General features: G+C 72.4%; 19 protein-coding genes. 8 read left to right on the forward strand and 11 right to left on the reverse strand.

Features of this window, described 5'->3' with window-relative positions:
- The 4 genes from ABZ562_RS10950 to ABZ562_RS10965 all read right to left on the reverse strand — a co-directional run bounded on the left by ABZ562_RS10950 (window position 1) and on the right by ABZ562_RS10965 (window position 3,148).
- On the reverse strand, window positions 1-963 hold the full coding sequence (locus tag ABZ562_RS10950; RefSeq protein ID WP_361476496.1) for an electron transfer flavoprotein subunit alpha/FixB family protein: 963 nt from the start codon (window positions 961-963) through the stop codon (window positions 1-3).
- An 85-nt stretch (window positions 964-1,048) separates the two neighbouring features.
- A complete protein-coding gene (locus ABZ562_RS10955; protein WP_361476498.1) occupies window positions 1,049-1,834 on the reverse strand; it encodes an electron transfer flavoprotein subunit beta/FixA family protein in 786 nt (261 codons plus the stop codon).
- 201 nt (window positions 1,835-2,035) lie between these two features.
- Window positions 2,036-2,542: a flavin reductase family protein gene (locus ABZ562_RS10960; protein WP_361476500.1), complete on the reverse strand. Its 507-nt coding sequence runs from the start codon at window positions 2,540-2,542 to the stop codon at window positions 2,036-2,038.
- A 234-nt stretch (window positions 2,543-2,776) separates the two neighbouring features.
- Window positions 2,777-3,148, reverse strand: coding sequence for a thioredoxin family protein (locus tag ABZ562_RS10965; RefSeq protein WP_361476867.1), 372 nt, complete (start codon window positions 3,146-3,148; stop codon window positions 2,777-2,779).
- A 191-nt stretch (window positions 3,149-3,339) separates the two neighbouring features.
- Here ABZ562_RS10965 and ABZ562_RS10970 point away from each other — a divergent pair, with 191 nt between their 5' ends.
- The gene (locus ABZ562_RS10970) at window positions 3,340-4,071 is read left to right on the forward strand and encodes a lysophospholipid acyltransferase family protein (RefSeq protein WP_361476502.1); all 732 of its coding nucleotides are present in this window, start codon (window positions 3,340-3,342) and stop codon (window positions 4,069-4,071) included.
- Window positions 4,072-4,366: 295 nt separating this feature from the next.
- Here the strand turns inward: ABZ562_RS10970 and ABZ562_RS10975 are convergent, their stop codons facing one another.
- The 3 genes from ABZ562_RS10975 to ABZ562_RS10985 all read right to left on the reverse strand — a co-directional run bounded on the left by ABZ562_RS10975 (window position 4,367) and on the right by ABZ562_RS10985 (window position 7,678).
- Window positions 4,367-5,428 carry a low specificity L-threonine aldolase gene (locus ABZ562_RS10975; RefSeq protein ID WP_361476504.1) on the reverse strand — a complete coding sequence of 354 codons (1,062 nt, stop codon included), beginning with the start codon at window positions 5,426-5,428 and terminating at the stop codon, window positions 4,367-4,369.
- Window positions 5,425-6,210, reverse strand: a complete 786-nt coding sequence (locus tag ABZ562_RS10980; RefSeq protein ID WP_361476506.1) for an SDR family NAD(P)-dependent oxidoreductase — start codon at window positions 6,208-6,210, stop codon at window positions 5,425-5,427. Before ABZ562_RS10980 ends, ABZ562_RS10975 begins: the two co-directional genes overlap by 4 nt.
- 67 nt (window positions 6,211-6,277) lie before the next feature.
- Window positions 6,278-7,678 carry a DUF6421 family protein gene (locus tag ABZ562_RS10985; RefSeq protein ID WP_361476508.1) on the reverse strand — a complete coding sequence of 467 codons (1,401 nt, stop codon included), beginning with the start codon at window positions 7,676-7,678 and terminating at the stop codon, window positions 6,278-6,280.
- Window positions 7,679-7,940: 262 nt separating this feature from the next.
- Between ABZ562_RS10985 and ABZ562_RS10990 the strand changes: the two genes are divergently transcribed.
- Window positions 7,941-8,624, forward strand: coding sequence for a glycerophosphodiester phosphodiesterase family protein (locus tag ABZ562_RS10990; protein WP_361476510.1), 684 nt, complete (start codon window positions 7,941-7,943; stop codon window positions 8,622-8,624).
- A 21-nt stretch (window positions 8,625-8,645) separates the two neighbouring features.
- Here ABZ562_RS10990 and ABZ562_RS10995 read toward each other — a convergent pair whose 3' ends face one another.
- Window positions 8,646-9,194: a GNAT family N-acetyltransferase gene (locus ABZ562_RS10995; protein ID WP_361476512.1), complete on the reverse strand. Its 549-nt coding sequence runs from the start codon at window positions 9,192-9,194 to the stop codon at window positions 8,646-8,648.
- Between the two features lie 131 nt (window positions 9,195-9,325).
- Here ABZ562_RS10995 and ABZ562_RS11000 point away from each other — a divergent pair, with 131 nt between their 5' ends.
- Window positions 9,326-9,712 (forward strand): VOC family protein, encoded by a 387-nt coding sequence (locus tag ABZ562_RS11000; RefSeq protein WP_361476514.1) that lies wholly within the window; start codon window positions 9,326-9,328, stop codon window positions 9,710-9,712.
- A 16-nt stretch (window positions 9,713-9,728) separates the two neighbouring features.
- Here ABZ562_RS11000 and ABZ562_RS11005 read toward each other — a convergent pair whose 3' ends face one another.
- Complete coding sequence (locus tag ABZ562_RS11005; protein WP_361476516.1) at window positions 9,729-10,052, reverse strand: AzlD domain-containing protein; 324 nt, start codon at window positions 10,050-10,052, stop codon at window positions 9,729-9,731.
- Window positions 10,037-10,762 carry an AzlC family ABC transporter permease gene (locus tag ABZ562_RS11010; protein WP_361476518.1) on the reverse strand — a complete coding sequence of 242 codons (726 nt, stop codon included), beginning with the start codon at window positions 10,760-10,762 and terminating at the stop codon, window positions 10,037-10,039. Before ABZ562_RS11010 ends, ABZ562_RS11005 begins: the two co-directional genes overlap by 16 nt.
- Before the next feature lie 154 nt (window positions 10,763-10,916).
- Here ABZ562_RS11010 and ABZ562_RS11015 point away from each other — a divergent pair, with 154 nt between their 5' ends.
- From ABZ562_RS11015 to ABZ562_RS11035, 5 genes are all read left to right on the forward strand, one after another.
- Complete coding sequence (locus ABZ562_RS11015) at window positions 10,917-11,453, forward strand: XRE family transcriptional regulator (protein WP_361476520.1); 537 nt, start codon at window positions 10,917-10,919, stop codon at window positions 11,451-11,453.
- Between the two features lie 127 nt (window positions 11,454-11,580).
- Window positions 11,581-12,231, forward strand: a complete 651-nt coding sequence (locus tag ABZ562_RS11020; protein WP_361476522.1) for a DUF5134 domain-containing protein — start codon at window positions 11,581-11,583, stop codon at window positions 12,229-12,231.
- 110 nt (window positions 12,232-12,341) lie between these two features.
- Entirely contained in the window at window positions 12,342-13,277 is a 936-nt protein-coding gene (locus ABZ562_RS11025) for a M56 family metallopeptidase (protein ID WP_361476524.1), read from the forward strand.
- A 65-nt stretch (window positions 13,278-13,342) separates the two neighbouring features.
- Entirely contained in the window at window positions 13,343-14,032 is a 690-nt protein-coding gene (locus tag ABZ562_RS11030) for a phosphatase PAP2 family protein (RefSeq protein ID WP_361476526.1), read from the forward strand.
- On the forward strand, window positions 14,029-14,997 hold the full coding sequence (locus ABZ562_RS11035; protein WP_361476528.1) for a pirin family protein: 969 nt from the start codon (window positions 14,029-14,031) through the stop codon (window positions 14,995-14,997). The genes ABZ562_RS11030 and ABZ562_RS11035 overlap by 4 nt, the downstream gene beginning before the upstream one ends.
- Before the next feature lie 333 nt (window positions 14,998-15,330).
- Here ABZ562_RS11035 and ABZ562_RS11040 read toward each other — a convergent pair.
- On the reverse strand, window positions 15,331-15,918 hold a 588-nt coding region (locus tag ABZ562_RS11040), incomplete at its 5' end, for an Ig-like domain-containing protein (RefSeq protein ID WP_361476530.1).

A 15,918-nucleotide genomic window follows, 5' to 3' on the forward strand; every position in this document is an offset into this window, starting at 1 on the left:
TCAGCCCTTGCGGGCCTTGACCTCCTCGGTCAGCTGCGGGACGACCTCGAAGAGGTCGCCGACCACGCCGTAGTCGACCAGGTCGAAGATCGGGGCCTCGGCGTCCTTGTTGACGGCCACGATGGTCTTCGAGGTCTGCATACCGGCCCGGTGCTGGATCGCGCCCGAGATACCGGCCGCGATGTACAGCTGCGGGGACACGGACTTCCCCGTCTGGCCCACCTGGTTGGTGTGCGGGTACCAGCCCGCGTCCACCGCCGCGCGCGAAGCGCCGACCGCGGCACCGAGCGAGTCGGCGAGGGCCTCGACGACGGGGAAGTTCTCCGCGCCGCCGACACCCCGGCCACCGGAGACCACGATCGCGGCCTCGGTCAGCTCCGGACGCCCCGTCGACTCCCGCGCGGCGCGGGAGACGACCTTGGTGCCGGTGGCGGCCTCGGAGAAGGAGACCTCCAGCGTCTCGGCGGCGCCCGCGGCCGGGGCCGCCTCCGGCGCGGCCGAGTTGGGCTTGACGGTGATGACCGGCGTGCCCTTGGTGACGCGGGACTTGGTGGTGTACGCGGCCGCGAACACCGACTGCGTCGCCACCGGGCCCTCGGCACCGGCCTCCAGGTCGACGGCGTCGGTGATCAGCCCCGAGCCGATGCGGACCGCGAGCCGGGCCGCGATCTCCTTGCCCTCCGCGGAGGACGGGACCAGCACGGCGGCCGGGTTCACGGCCTGGTACGCGGCCTGGAGCGCGTCCACCTTCGGTACGACGAGGTAGTCGGCGAACTCCGGGGCGTCGGCGGTCAGCACCCGCGCCGCGCCGTACTCGGCGAGGGTGGCGGTGGTGTCCGCGGCACCGGCGCCCAGGGCGACGGCGACGGGCTCGCCGACGCGGCGGGCCAGCGTCAGCAGCTCCAGGGTGGGCTTGCGGACGGCACCGTCCACGTGGTCGACATAGACGAGGACTTCAGCCATGGGACTTCTTCTCTCCTGCGAATGCGAGGGGGTCGGGGCGGTGAGGCGGCTCGGGGTGGGAGGTCCGACCCGCCGGGCTGCGCAATCAGACGAACTTGCGCTCCGCGAGGAATGCGGCGAGCTGCTTGCCGCCCTCGCCCTCGTCCTTGACGATCGTGCCCGCCGTGCGGGCCGGGCGCTCCTCGGCGCCGTCGACCTTCGTCCAGGCGCCCTCCAGGCCCACGTCCTCGGCCTCGATGTCGAGGTCGGACAGGTCCCAGGAGGTCACCGGCTTCTTCTTGGCCGCCATGATGCCCTTGAAGGACGGGTAGCGGGCCTCACCCGACTGGTCGGTCACCGACACGACCGCCGGGAGCGACGCCTCGAGGTGCTCGGTCGCGGTGTCGCCGTCCCGGCGGCCCTTGACCGTGCCCTCCTCGACCGAGACCTCCGACAGCAGCGTGACCTGCGGGACGCCCAGGCGCTCGGCGAGGATCGCCGGCAGCACGCCCATCGTGCCGTCGGTGGAGGCCATACCGCAGATGACCAGGTCGTAGCCGGTCTTCTCGACCGCCTTGGCCAGCACCAGCGAGGTGCCCAGCGCATCGGTGCCGTGCAGATCGTCGTCCTCGACGTGCACGGCCTTGTCGGCGCCCATCGACAGCGCCTTGCGCAGCGCGTCCTTGGCGTCCTCCGGGCCCACGGTCAGCACCGTGATCTCCGCGTCGTCCGCCTCGTCGGCGATCTGGAGGGCCTGCTCGACCGCGTACTCGTCCAGCTCCGAGAGCAGGCCGTCCACATCGTCACGGTCGAGCGTCAGGTCCTCGGCGAAGTGCCGGTCGCCGGTGGCGTCGGGCACGTACTTCACACAGACAACGATCCTCAAGCTCACGCCGGCTCTCCTACTGCATCGTCTCTTCCGGGCTGCCTTGTGCTGGCAGCATAGGCGCCCTCGGGGGCTCTTCCCGGTCGGTTGGCGGCCGGGGGCGGCCCATGCACCGAACGAAATATTACTCGTCAGTACACCCAGGGTGTTCCCCGTATGCAACCCGGTTGAACTGTGACCTTGCCAACGGATGATCAGTGGGACGGATCAGTCGCGCAACGCGTTGAAGCGCCCCTGGTGGTACAGGAGCGGACGGCCCGCTCCCGCCGGGTCGCCCGCGACCACCTCGCCGATCACCACGCGATGGTCCCCGGCGGGTATCCGGGCCACCACCCGGCACACCAGCCACGCCAGCACGTCGTCCAGCACCGGCACCCCCTCGGGCCCGGCGTGCCAGCCGGTGCCGGGGCCGAAGCGGTCCGCGCCGCTGCGCGCGAAGGTCGCGGCCAGCTCCCGCTGGTGCTCGCCGAGGACGTGTACGCCGACGTGCTCGGCCTCGGCGATCACCGGCCAGCTGGAGGAGCCCTTGCCGACGCCGAAGGAGAGCAGCGGCGGCTCGGCGGCGACGGAGGCCAGGGAGGTCGCGGTGAAGCCGACGGGATGCGCCCCGTGCGCGGTGATCACCGCGACACCGGCGGCGTGCCTGCGGAAGACGGAGCGGAAGAGTTCGGGGGCGCTGAGCCGGGGCGTGCCGAGGTCGGGCGAAGCCGTCATGAACGTGTCCTTCTGCGGTGGGGTACGAGCGGGGGGAGCCGTGCTGTCGTCGTCGCTCACCCGCCCGGACACCGCGCACTCGCGGTCCGCAAAAGGTCCACGTGTACGCGTCCGCAGAGAAGAAGAAGTCCAGGCCGCATGACGTCACCCTGACGATGCCCGCGGCACACCGTCAAGTGCGGGCCGCTGGTGGGACGTCCGCCGCGGGGCCCTCCGCCGGGAACTCACGGCGGATCAGACCGCCTCGCCCAGGGCGGCGATGACGTCCGCCGTCCGCGGCTGTCCGGCCGCCCGGCGCACGATCCGCCCGTCCGCGTCGAGCACCAGCACGGTGGGCGTCCGCACGATGTCCAGCATCCGTACGAGTTCCAGCTGCGCCTCGGCGTCGATCTCGACATGGGCCACGCCGTCGACCATGCGCGCCACCTCGGCCAGGACCCGCCGGGTGGCCCGGCAGGGCTGGCAGAAGGCGCTGGAGAACTGGACGAGGGTGGCCCGGGCGCCCAGATCCGCTCCGAGCTGGGCGGCTGCCAGCCGTCCGCCGTCGTCCGCCGCGCCCTGCCCCTGCTCGTTTCGCACGTTGTCCTCCGTATCGGATGCCGTCATAGGGTGCAGCGACATGGGCCTTCAGGGGATTCCCCGGAGCCGGACGTGATGAGGATCTCCCGGCCCGGCGGGGACCCGCGCTAGCACAGAGAGATGACATAGGGCACCATCTGCCAGAAGCCGGGAAACCTACGGCTGCGTAACTTCCGCCGGGAGAGCCCTCCCAGGGAAAACGATGAAGGGTCCCTTCTATGGCAGAGCTCGTCTACCCGCCGGTGATCGGCGCGGCCCGCACCATGTTCAAGGCGCTGGACCTGCGTATCGACATGAAGGGCACCGAGAATGTCCCCGAGCGGGGTGGCGCTGTTCTGGTGAGCAACCACATCGGCTATCTCGACTTCGTGTTCGCGGGGCTCACCGCCCGCCCCTCGAAGCGGCTGGTGCGGTTCATGGCGAAGGAAGCGGTCTTCCGGCACAAGATCTCCGGGCCGCTGATGCGCGCCATGAAGCACATTCCGGTGGACCGGGCCGCGGGCATGGACGCCTATAAGCACGCCCTGAAGGCGCTGCGCTCCGGCGAGATCATCGGCATCTTCCCGGAGGCGACGATCTCGCGCTCGTTCACCCTCAAGAACTTCAAGTCGGGCGCCGCCCGGCTGGCCCAGGAGGCGGGCGTACCGCTGCTGCCGATGGCGCTGTGGGGCACGCAGCGGGTGTGGACCAAGGGCCACAAGCGAGCGATGGGCCGCAACCACTTCCCGATCACCATGCGGGTCGGCGAGCCGATGGAGGCCGACCCGGCGGAGCCGTCCGACACGCTCACCGAGCGGGTGCGGGCGCGGGTGCAGGAGCTGCTGGAGGCGGCGCAGCGGGCGTATCCGGTGCGGCCCAAGGGCCCCGACGACACCTGGTGGATCCCGGCCCACCTGGGCGGTACGGCCCCCACCCCGGCGGAGGCCATCGCCCTGGACCGCGGGCGGTAGCCCCGACCCGGCCGGGCGGCGGCCGTCCCTCCCGGCGGGGGGACGGCCGCCTCCGGACCGGTCAAGCGTCCAGCCCGGTCGGCCAGGGGGTGCCTTGTGGATCAGGCAGGATCAGCGAGCGGCGTCTGGTGCAGGGGGCACGTCCCAGCGGTAGCTGGGGGAGGCTCGCAACCCGCGTGAGGAGAGCGCGGCGGCGCTGCGCGCGACCAGCGCGGAGCCGCGAGGTGCCGCCCGCCGCGGCAGCGGCTGATGTCACAGCGGCGTCGGGAGTCCGGCATGATCCACACGACACCCCCTAACGCTTCATCTCCTCCCGGAGGGCCGCCACGAAGCCGTCGACGTCCTCTTCCCGGGTGTCGAAGGAGCACATCCAGCGCACGTCGCCCGCCGCCTCGTCCCAGAAGTAGAAGCGGTACCGCTTCTGGAGGCGTTCGCTCACATCGTGCGGCAGCCGGGCGAAGACCGCGTTGGCCTGCACGGGGTGCAGGATCGTGACGCCGTCGACCGTGCGCACCCCCTCGGCGAGCCGCCGGGCCATCGCGTTGGCGTGGCGCGCGTTGCGCAGCCACAGGTCGCGGGCGAGCAGGGCCTCCAGCTGGACGGAGACGAACCGCATCTTGGACGCCAGCTGCATGGACAGCTTGCGCAGATGCTTCATGGCGCGCACCGCGTCCGGGTCGAGCACGACGACGGCCTCGCCGAAGAGCATGCCGTTCTTCGTGCCGCCGAAGGACAGCACGTCCACGCCCGGCACATTGGTGAACGACCGCATCGGCACGTCCAGCGCGGCGGCCGCGTTGGCTATCCGGGCCCCGTCCAGGTGGACCTTCATGCCGCGCTCATGGGCGTGCTCGCAGATCGCGCGGATCTCGTCGACCGTGTAGACGGTGCCCAGCTCGGTGTTCTGGGCGATCGAGACGACCTGCGGCATCGCCCGGTGCTCATCGTCCCAGCCGTACGCCTCGCGGTCGATGAGGTCGGGGGTGAGCTTGCCGTCCTCGGTGGGCACGGTGAGCAGCTTCAGCCCGCCGACCCGTTCGGGCGCACCGCATTCGTCGACGTTGATGTGCGCGGTGTCCGCGCAGATGACCGCGCCCCAGCGGTCGGTGAGCGCCTGGAGCGCGACGACGTTGGCGCCGGTGCCGTTGAAGACCGGGAACGCCTGCGCGTAGGGCCCGAAGTGGCTGCGCATGACGTGCTGCAGATGCGCGGTGTAGTCGTCCTCGCCGTAGGCGACCTGGTGGCCGCCGTTGGCGAGGGCGAGCGCGGCGAGGATCTCCGGGTGGCCGCCCGCGTAGTTGTCACTGGCGAAGCCGCGTACCTCGGGGTCGTGATGACGGCGGGCGTCGGTCCTCACGGCTTGGGGGTCAGCCACAGGCGGGTTCCGTTCACTTCCCGGGCGGGCCGCTCCCAGACTCCGGTGATGGCCTCGGCCAGCTCCGTGACGTCGGTGAAGCCCGCGAACTTCGCGTTGGGGCGCTCCGCGCGCATGGCGTCGTGCACCAGCGCCTTGACCACCAGGATGACAGCCGCGGCCGCCGGGCCGCCCTCGCCCCCCAGCTTGGCGAAGGAGTCGCCGAGCGCGAGCGTCCACGCCTCGGCGGCGGCCTTGGCGGCGGCGTACGCGGCGTTGCCGGCGGTGGGCCGGGACGCGCCCGCCGCGCTGATCAGCACGTAGCGGCCGTTGCCGGTGCGCCGCAGGGCGTCGTGGAAGGCGAGCGAGGTGTGCTGGGCGGTGCGGATCAGCAGATTGTGCAGGGTGTCCCAGTCGGCGAGCGGGGCGTCGGCGAAGGTCTTGCTGCCGCGCCAGCCGCCGACGAGGTGGACCAGGCCGTCGACGCGGCCGAACTCCTTCTCGGTGCGGTCGGCCCAGGCGCGGGTGGCGTCCAGGTCGAGCAGGTCGATCGTCTCGCCGGTGACGCGGGCGCCGCCGTGGGCGTAGCGCGCCGCGTCGACCGCCTCGGCCAGCCGCGCGGGGTCGGAGTCGGAGGCGACGACGGTGGCCCCGGCCTCGGCGAGGCGGAGCAGCGTGGCGCGGCCCGCCGGGCCCGCCGCACCGGCCACCGCCACCACGGCGCCGTCCAGCGGCGTCCGGCCGCCCGGCTCGTTGGGGCTCGGGCTCGACGTCGGTGTGGTCATGCTCGCTGTCTCCTCATCGTCCGGTGCCGTGGGGCGGCCCTGCGGTGGTGGGCGGTCCGCCACCGGGTCACGCCGCCGCTCGTACGCTGTCGTCGCCCGCCGTGATGCCCTTGGTGGAGGCGACCACGTCCCGCAGCTTCTTGGCGAGCGCCTCGTAGAACATGCTCAGCGGAAACTCGTCGGGGAGCACGTCGTCGACGAGCTTGCGCGGCGGCTGGCTCAGGTCCAGCGCGTCGGGGCCCTTGGCCCAGACGGATCCGGGGTGCGGGGCGAGATAGGTCGACACCAGCTCGTACGCCTTGAACCAGTGGACGAGCTTGGGCCGGTCGATGCCGTCCCGGTACAGCTTCTCGATCTCACCGCACAGCTGGTTGGTGACCTGCGCGGCGCGCGACCAGTCGATGTGCAGGGTGTTGTCCGTCCAGCGTACGACGTCGTGCTGGTGGAGATAGGCGAACAGCAACTGGCCGCCGAGCCCGTCGTAGTTGCGGACCCGCTCGCCGGTGACGGGGAACCGGAACATCCGGTCGAAGATCACGGCGTACTGCACGTCACGGGCCTGGGCGAGCCCCTCCGCGTCGAGCTTCACGGCCTCCTTGAAGGCGGTGAGGTCGCAGCGCAGCTCCTCCAGGCCGTACATCCAGAACGGCTGGCGCTGCTTGATCATGAAGGGGTCGAACGGCAGGTCACCGTGGCTGTGGGTGCGGTCGTGGACCATGTCCCACAGGGCGAACGCCTCCTGGCAGCGCCGCTGGTCGGCGAGCATGTCCCGGATGTCGTCGGGGAGTTCGATGCCCAGCGCCCGGACGGCGGCCTCGCTGACCCGGCGGAAGCGGGCGGCCTCGCGGTCGCAGAAGATGCCGCCCCAGGTGAAGCGCTCGGGGGCCTCGCGCACGGCGATGGTCTCCGGGAAGAGCACCGCCGAGTTGGTGTCGTAGCCGGAGGTGAAGTCCTCGAAGGCGAGGCCCAGGTAGAGCGGGTTGTCGTAGCGGGTGCGCTCCAGCTCGGCCAGCCAGTCGGGCCAGACCATGCGCAGGACGACCGCCTCCAGGTTGCGGTTCGGGTTGCCGTTCTGCGTGTACATGGGGAAGACGACCAGGTGCTGGAGGCCGTCGGCGCGCCCTTGCGCGGGCTGGAAGGCGAGCAGCGAGTCGAGGAAGTCGGGGACGCCGAAGCCGTCGTCGGCCCAGCGGCGCAGATCGGCGACGAGCGCGCGGTGGTACGCGGCGTTGTGCGGGAGCAGCGGGGCCAGCTCCTCGATGGCCGCGATCACCCTTTCGAGCGTGTCGCGGGCGCGGTGGCGCGGTGGCGCCCCCTCGGCGTCGAAGTCGATGGAACCGTCCTTGGACTGCCAGGGGCGAATCGTTTCTACAGCACCCTTGAGGGCCGGCCAGGCCGGGTGCGCGATCACACGCTCCGCAGGCAGAATGCCACCGTCCGCTATCACGGACGAAAGAATTTCCGTCATGACGACTCCTTCACCGGAGAACCTTCCGTGTAGACACCGTATCCGTGGATGATCCCCCACTCAAGGGCGGGTAACGGAAATCGTCCTGTGTCACCTCCGCACCACCGCCGTTTTTCCTGCCCCGTCCGCCCCGGACCATGCCACGGCCACGCTTGAGCGGTCCTGCCGGAGTCGGCCGTTAGGCTGAGCGCCGGTCCGGCGAGCCCGTGCCTCCACACAGCCGAAAAGGCGACAAAAAGCCCGACAGAAGAGCGAGATCACGTTGACCTTTCTCACCATCGGACACCGCGGAGTGATGGGCGTCGAACCGGAGAACACCCTGCGCTCATTCGTCCGGGCCGAGCACGAGGGCCTGGACGTCATCGAACTGGACCTGCACCTCAGCAAGGACGGCGCGCTCGTCGTGATGCACGACGCCGACGTCGACCGCACGACCGACGGCAAGGGCCCCATCAGCGACTTCACCCTCGCCGAGCTGCGCGAATTCGACGCCGGGGAGGGCGAGCGTATCCCCGTCTTCGAGGAGGTCGTGGACGCGGTGAAGGCGCCGCTGCAGGCCGAGATCAAGGACGTGGCCGCCGCGCGGGCCCTGGTCGAGGTGCTGACCAGCCGCGATCTCCTCGGCCGGGTCGACGTGATCTCCTTCCACGACGAGGCCCTCGCCGAGATCCGCACCCTGCTGCCCAGCGCCCGCACCGCCCTGGTGGCCAGCCGCTACGGGCTCGACGCCATCGACCGGGCGCACGCCGTCGGCGCCGGGATGCTGGTGCTCAACATCCGCCGGCTGACCCTGGAGCTGGTGGAGCGCGCCCACGCCGCCGATCTCAAGGTCATCGGCTGGACGGTGAACACCCCGGACCATCTGAAGCTGGCCCGCGGTCTCGGCCTCGACGGCGGCACGACCGACTTCCCGGAGATCCGCCGGGCGGCGCGCTACACGGCGTGAGGACGGCCTGCGTGACCGGGTTCAGCCCAGCGGCTTGACCAGCAGCTCGAACTCCAGGTCGGGGCGGCGCGGCACCCCGAAGCGCTCGTCGCCGTACGGGAACGGGGTCCTGCGTCCCGTACGGGCGTAGCCGCGCCGCTCGTACCAGGCGATCAGCTCCTCGCGGGCGGTGATCACGGTCATGTGCATCTCGCGGGCGGCCCACTCGGCCGCCGCGAACCGCTCGGCCTCGGCCAGGACCATCTTCCCGAGGCCGCCGCCCTGCTGCCCGGGCCGCACCGCGAACATGCCGAAGTAGGCGTGCTCGCCGCGGCGCTCCAGCTGACAGCAGGCGACCAGCTCGCCGTCGCGCTCAGCGACCATCATCCGGCCGTCCGCGTTCCGCACGACGGCCGTGACGCCCTCGGGGTCGGTGCGCTGCCCGCCCAGGATGTCCGCCTCCGTCGTCCATCCCGCCCGGCTGGCGTCCCCGCGGTACGCCGACTCGATCAGCGCGACCAGCGGCTCGACGTCGGCCTCGGTGGCCCCGCGGTAGGTCAGCGCGGCGGTGCGGGTGGCGGGGGTGTTCATGGCGGCGGGTGTCCTCTCCCTGGCGGCCCGGCTCCGGCCCACGGCTCGCGGCTCCCCGGGGGGGCGGGCGGATGACGAGAAGAAGACCCTAACCCGGTCCCGGCCGGGGCGGGGTGCGTAGGGTCGCGGTCATGGTGCACGTACTGAGCAGCCGCACACTGCTGCGGCCCACGGACCCCGACCGCTCACGGGCCTTCTACGGCGAGGCGCTGGGACTGCCGATCTACCGTGAGTTCGGGACCGGCCCCGAGCGCGGCACGGTCTACTTCCTGGGCGGTGGCTTCCTGGAGGTCTCCGGCCGCTCCGACACCCCGCCCGCGCCGGGGCTCCAGCTGTGGCTCCAGGTCGCGGACGCGGAAGCGGCCCACGAGGAGCTGGCGGCCCGGGACGTGGAGATCCTGCGGCCGCCGAAGAAGGAGCCGTGGGGGCTGGTCGAGATGTGGATCGCCGACCCCGATGGCGTACGGATCGCGATCGTGGAGGTCCCCGAGGACCACCCCCTGCGCTACCGCCCCTGACGCCGTTGCGGTGCGGCTAGGCCACGCCGAGCACGCGCAGCCCGGCCGCGGTGGCGGCCGCGGCCAGGACGACCACCAGGAACGGCGCCTTGCGCCAGGCGAGCACTCCGGCGACCGCGACCCCGGCGGGACGGGCGATGCCGGCGGGGCCGTGGCCCTCGGTGAGCGCCGTCGTCGCCACGACGGCGGCCAGCAGGACGACGGCGGAGGTCTCCATCAGCTTCTCCGCCCGGGGCGGAAGCGTGATCCGGCTGCGCAGCAGCGGCCCGGCGAACCGGAGGGCGAACGTACCGGCCGCGAGCGCGAGGATCGCGGCGGTGAGCGTCAGGGGGCCGGGCACGGGCGCTCCTCCTCGGGGTTGCCGGTCTTGCGCGCCTTGTCTTTTCTGTGCGGTACGGCGGTGACCGCCACCCCGGCCAGGGCGAGCAGGACGGGCACCCCGGCGGGCAGGAAGGGGGTGGTGGCCAGGGCGATGGCGACGCCCGCCGGGACCGCCCGGCGCTTGTCCCGGTCGCGCAGCCCGGGCAGGACCAGGGCCAGCAGGATGGCCGGGAACATCGCGTCGAGCCCGAACAGATCGGTGTCGTCGATGGCCGCGCCGATCAGGCCGCCGGTGACCGCGCCCAGCGGCCAGCACAGGAGGACGCCCAGGCCGCAGGCCCAGTAGGCGGCGCGCTGCCGCGCGAGGGTGTCCTGCGCGAGCGCGAAGACGACGCTCTCGTCGTTCATCAGATGGCTGCCGAGGAGGCGCCGGCGGCCGCGTCCGAGGACATCGGGAAGGGCCAGCCCGAACGGCAGGTGCCGGGCGTTGACCACCAGCCCGGCGAGCACCGCCGCGACGGGGCTGCCGCCCGCGGCGACGAGCCCGACGAACAGGAACTCCGAGGCACCGGCGAGCACCAGCACGCTCAGGGCCGCCGGAACCCACAGCGGCAGACCGGACGCCACGGCGACCGCCCCGTAGGACAGGCCGGTGACGCCGACGGCCAGGCAGACGAGCGCGATGTCCCGCAGCAGCACACGATCGAGCGTTCTCCATATCGAATGCATGACGCATAGAATGAACACAGCGCACCGCGTTCGTCAAACCGAACACGTCGACGTCTGGAGCGAACGGATGACACAGGAAGTACCGGCGGCGCCTTCGGTGGTTTCAACGGCTCCAACAGCGCCAACGGCTCCAACGGCTTCGGCCAAGGTCCCGATGGACACGATCGCGGCCGTACTGCGACGCGAGCGCGGCCGGGCCGGGCTGTCGCTCACCGAGGTGGCCCGGCGCGCCGGAATCGCGAAGTCCACCCTGTCCCAGCTGGAGTCCGGCAGCGGAAACCCCAGCCTGGAGACCTTGTGGGCGCTGTGCGTCACCCTCGACGTGCCCCCCTCGCGGCTCCTCGACCCCCCGCGCCCCCGCGTCCAGGTGATCAGGGCCGGCGAGGGCGCGACGCTCGCTTCCGCGCAGGCCGACTACCAGGCCGCCATGCTGTCCGCGAGCCCGTCCGGCGCGCGCCGGGACATCTACCGCCTCAGCGCCGAACCCGGTGCGGCGCGCGCCTCCGAACCGCACATGCCCGGCGTGGTGGAGCACGTCGTCCTGGCCACGGGCCGGGCCCGGGTCGGCCTCGCCGACGACCCGGTCGAGCTGCGCCCCGGTGACTACGTCGCCTATCCGGCCGACCTGCCCCATATCTTCGAGGCGCTCGAACCGGCGACGCGGGCCGTGCTGATCTCCGAGCACAACTGACCCGCCCGCACCGCCCGCCGGACATCCGCGCGCTCCCCCACTGCGCCCATGCGCTCCCGTAGCCCGGTCCGCGCGCGGGCAGTCTCCCGGCATACGTCCGCGGCGTTGCCGGACCGGGAGGTGTGCCGTGCACGGACCTCCGCTGATCGGCTGGCTGCTGGTCGCGCTGTGCGCCGCCACCGGCGCGTACTGCCTGCTGCAGATGCGCGCCGAGCCACCCGGGCCGGGCCGCCGGATCGCGCGCGCCGAGGCGTTCATGGGGTGGGGGATGGCGGCGATGGCCGTGCCGTCCGCCGCCCTGGACCCCCGCCCATGGGGCCCGCCCGCCTTCGCGGCGGTGTTCGGCGTGGCGGCCGTACGGGCCGTGGTGCCCGTACGGGAGCTGCTGCCGGTGCGGCGCGGCGCCGGATGGCCGGGGCACCACCATCTGCACCACGCCATAGGAGCGTTGGCCATGGCGTACATGGCGCTCGCGATGATGGCGGGCCCCGCGGGCGGCCACGGCCATGACGCCTCCATGGCGGCAGGCGGGGGCATGACGGCGAGCGGCGACATGACGTCGGACGGCATGGCCGGCGGCATACCGGCGCTCACCGGCGCGCTCCTCGCCTACTTCGCGGTCTACGCGGTCCGTTCCGGTCTGCGGCTGCTGCCCATGACGGACGGCGCGGCGGCCGCCGGGGCACCGCGGGCCGGCTGGTCGCGGCGGCCCGAACTGCGGCATGCGTGCAGGCTCGCGATGGCCATAGGGATGTTCGCGATGCTGCTGACGCTCTGAGTCCGCCCGCCGCGTACGCCTTGTGACGCCCGCCGCGCAAACCGTGGCGTACGTCACTTCGTCCGCGCGGACATACCCGGGCCGACCGCCCCGACCATAGGCTGACGGCCATGATGGTCCCGCTCGCGCTGATGGGCCTCGGCGCACTGGTGGCGGCAATGGCGCCGCGCCTGATGTCCCGTTCCACATGGGTCGACCGCGAACCCGTACTCGCCCTCTGGGTATGGCAATGCGTCGTCGTCGGAGTGCTGCTGTGCTGCGCGCTCACCATGGCACTCACCGCCGCGGCCGCCTCGGAGGCCGTCCGCGGGAACGTCTTCGCCCCCGCGCCCAACGGCGTCGTGGAGGCGTACGCGCTGTCCGGCTACGGCCCCTGGGCGGCGCCCGTCGCCCTCGCCCTGGCCTTCGGCGCCGTGTGGTCCGCCGCGATGCTCACGCGCGAGATCGGCCGCGCCCGCGCCTGGCGCAGGCAGCACCGCGCCGAACTCCTCGTCCGCTCCCCCGTCTTGCCCGGCGAGGAGCCCGCCGGGGAGCGGCTGGTCGTCCTGGAGGGCGACAGGCCCGACGCCTGGTGGCTGCCGGGCCCCACGCCCCAGCTCGTCATCACGACCGCCGCCCTGCGCCGCCTCAAGGGACGCCGGCTGGACGCCGTGATCGCCCATGAGCAGGGCCACGCGCGGGCCCGCCACCACTGGCTGCTGCACTGCGCCGGCGCGCTCGCCGGCGGCTTCCCGCAGGTGCCGGTGTTCGCGGCGTTCCGGGACGAGGTGCACCGGCTGGTCGAGCTGGCCGCCGACGACTCGGCGTCACGGCGGTTCGGGCGGACGACGACGGCGCTGGCGCTCGTGGAACTCAACGAGGACCGGGGAGTGTTCGGCCCCTGCCCCAGCGGACTCGCGCAGGTCCCGCAGCGCGTGGACCGGCTCCTGGCCCCCGCCGCGCGCTTCTCCCCCGTACGCCGTCTGCAACTCACCGCCGCGGCCGCGCTGGTCCCCGTCGTCCCCCTGCTGGTGACCCTGGTCCCGGCGCTGCGGGTGCTGGGCTGACCCTCACGGGCACGGTTCGCCCGTGTGCTGGCCCCGCACACCCGGCGTCGGCGATCATCGACACCATGCAGCCGCAGATCCGCCACCCCCACGCCTTCCGCGTCGCAGCGGTGCTCACCGCCCTCTTCGTCGTGCTGCTCGCTCTGGTCGCCGCCCGCTGGGGGCCGCTGCTGGACGCGGACCAGGACGTCGTCGTCCCGCTGCACCGCTCCGCCCTCGACCACCCCGGCTGGACCGGGACCAACAGAGTGCTGACGGACTGGATCTGGGACCCCTGGGCGATGCGCGCCCTGACGGCCGTCATGGTCCTGTGGCTGCTGCTGCGCCGGGAGCGGACGTCCGCCCTGTGGGTCGTCGCCACGGCGGCCGCCGGCACCGCGCTCCAGCAGGGCGTGAAGGCCCTCCTCGACCGCCCCCGCCCGCACTGGGTGAACCCGGTCGACTCGGCGCACTACGCGGCCTTCCCCTCCGGTCACGCCCTCACCGCGACCGTGACCCTCGGACTGCTCCTGTGGCTCCTGAAGCTGCACGGCGCACCGGCCCTCTGGCAGCGCCTGGCCACCGCGGTGGCCGTCGTCTCCGTGCTCGGCGTCGGATTCACCCGGCTGTACCTGGGCGTCCACTGGCCCACCGACGTCCTCGGCGGCTGGCTGCTGGGCGCGGCGCTGGTCGCCTGGGCGGTCACCACCTACCCGAACGCCGTTATCCACAGGGCCGAGCGGAAGTCGCCCTCCGGTGGGAGAGTTCATCCATGAGCAACCTCGATCCGCGGCCCACGGCGACCGTATGCGGCGGCCGCGCCGACGTCACGGCGCGGCCGGTGCGCGAGCTGCTGACCGCCAAGCAGGTCCCGCTGGGCGAGTCCACCGTGGTGCGCCGCCTGCTGCCGAACCTGGGCCGCCGTATGATCGGCGCCTGGTGCTTCGTCGATCACTACGGCCCGGACGACATCGCCGACGAGCCGGGCATGCAGATCCCCCCGCACCCCCACATGGGCCTGCAGACGGTGAGCTGGCTGCACGACGGCGAGGTGCTGCACCGGGACAGCCTCGGCAGCCTGCAGACCCTGCGGCCCGGCGAGTTGGGGCTGATGACCTCGGGCCGGGCCATCGCGCACTCCGAGGAATCCCCCCGCGCCCACGCCCGCCTCCTGCACGGCGCCCAGCTCTGGGTCGCCCTCCCCGGCAGCGACCGGCACACGGCCCCCACCTGGGAGCACCACACCGAGCTGCCTCAGGTCACCGGCGGCGGGGGCCTGCGCGCCACCGTCATCCTCGGCGACCTCGACGGCGCCGCCTCGCCCGGCACCACCTTCACTCCCCTGATGGGCGCGGACATCACCCTGGCGGCAGGCACCCACACCCGCCTCCCGGTGCGCCCCGACTACGAATACGCGGCGCTCACGATGTCCGGCGAAGCCGAGGTCGACGGCGTGCGCCTGTCCCCCGGCTCCCTGCTCTACCTGGGCTGCGGCCGAAGCGAGCTTCCCCTGCGCGCGGACGTGGACAGCGCGTTCATGCTGCTGGGCGGTGAGCCCTTCGAGGAGAAGATCGTGATGTGGTGGAACTTCATCGGGCGGTCCCACGACGACATCAAGCAAGCTCGCGAGGACTGGACATCGGGCAGTCGCTTCGGCGAGGTACACGGCTACGACGGCCCTCCACTGCCCGCTCCTGAACTCCCCCCGGTACCCCTGAAACCGCGCGGACGCACGCGCTGACCTGGTCTTTCGCCGGAGGCGTCTGACGCCCGGCTGCTTGATCATCTACGGCCGAAAGCGAACGACCTTGCGGCGGAGGCACGCCTCCTCCGACCTCTTCACATGGACGGTGACGAGTCCCAGGTTTGGCCGCCTGTGACAGCGTCTGGCAGACCTCATGCTGGCTTTACTGACCCTCCGTCAGATGTTAGCTGCGCAGTCGTGAACCTGCCACTTCGGGCTACCGGAGCCCGACCCCTAAGCTGATTGTTCCTCTGGGGCCCGAATGCCGGGCTGCCCCCGGTGCACTACGGGGGCAGCCCTTTTACGCGCACGTTCACCCGAGGGTCACGGTCACACCGGCGGGATGCACGGCCGCAGGGTGGCCGTCGAGGTGACAGTGGCGCCGCCGACGACGGCAGTCGCCTGGTAGGTGGTGTTGATGATCTGCAGGAGGGTGAGGTTCACCGGGAGGGTGGCGGTGCCCGTCGCGTCGGTCGTCGCCGTCCCCACGGGCACGCCGCCCACGAGGAACTGCACCGGGATGCCCGCGGCCGCCGGTGTCACTGTGGCTGTCAGGGTGGTCGGGAAGACGGTCGGGTTGAGCAGGTTGATCCGCCAGCAGGCGGGGAGGGCCTGCAGCGCTCCCGGCGGTGTCGTCGCCCCGGGCAGGACGACGATGGGGATGGGGAGGGATGCGGTGCCGGTGCAGTTGCAGGCGATGCCTGCCGGGGTGGCAGTGACCGTGGCGGTGGCTGTGGTGGCTCCGGCGGTGGGGAAGGTGACCGTTGCCGAAGCCTGGCCGGAGGCGTTGGTGGTGCCCGTACCGAGCGTGCCACTGGGACTGGAGAAAGTGACCGTGGCCCCACTGACCGGCTGGCCGTTGCACAGCACCAACGCTGAGAGAGTGGTGGGCTGACCTGCCGTGACCGCGCCACTCGG

The organism is Streptomyces sp. NPDC019937, assembly GCF_040631655.1.
GTDB lineage: Bacteria > Actinomycetota > Actinomycetes > Streptomycetales > Streptomycetaceae > Streptomyces.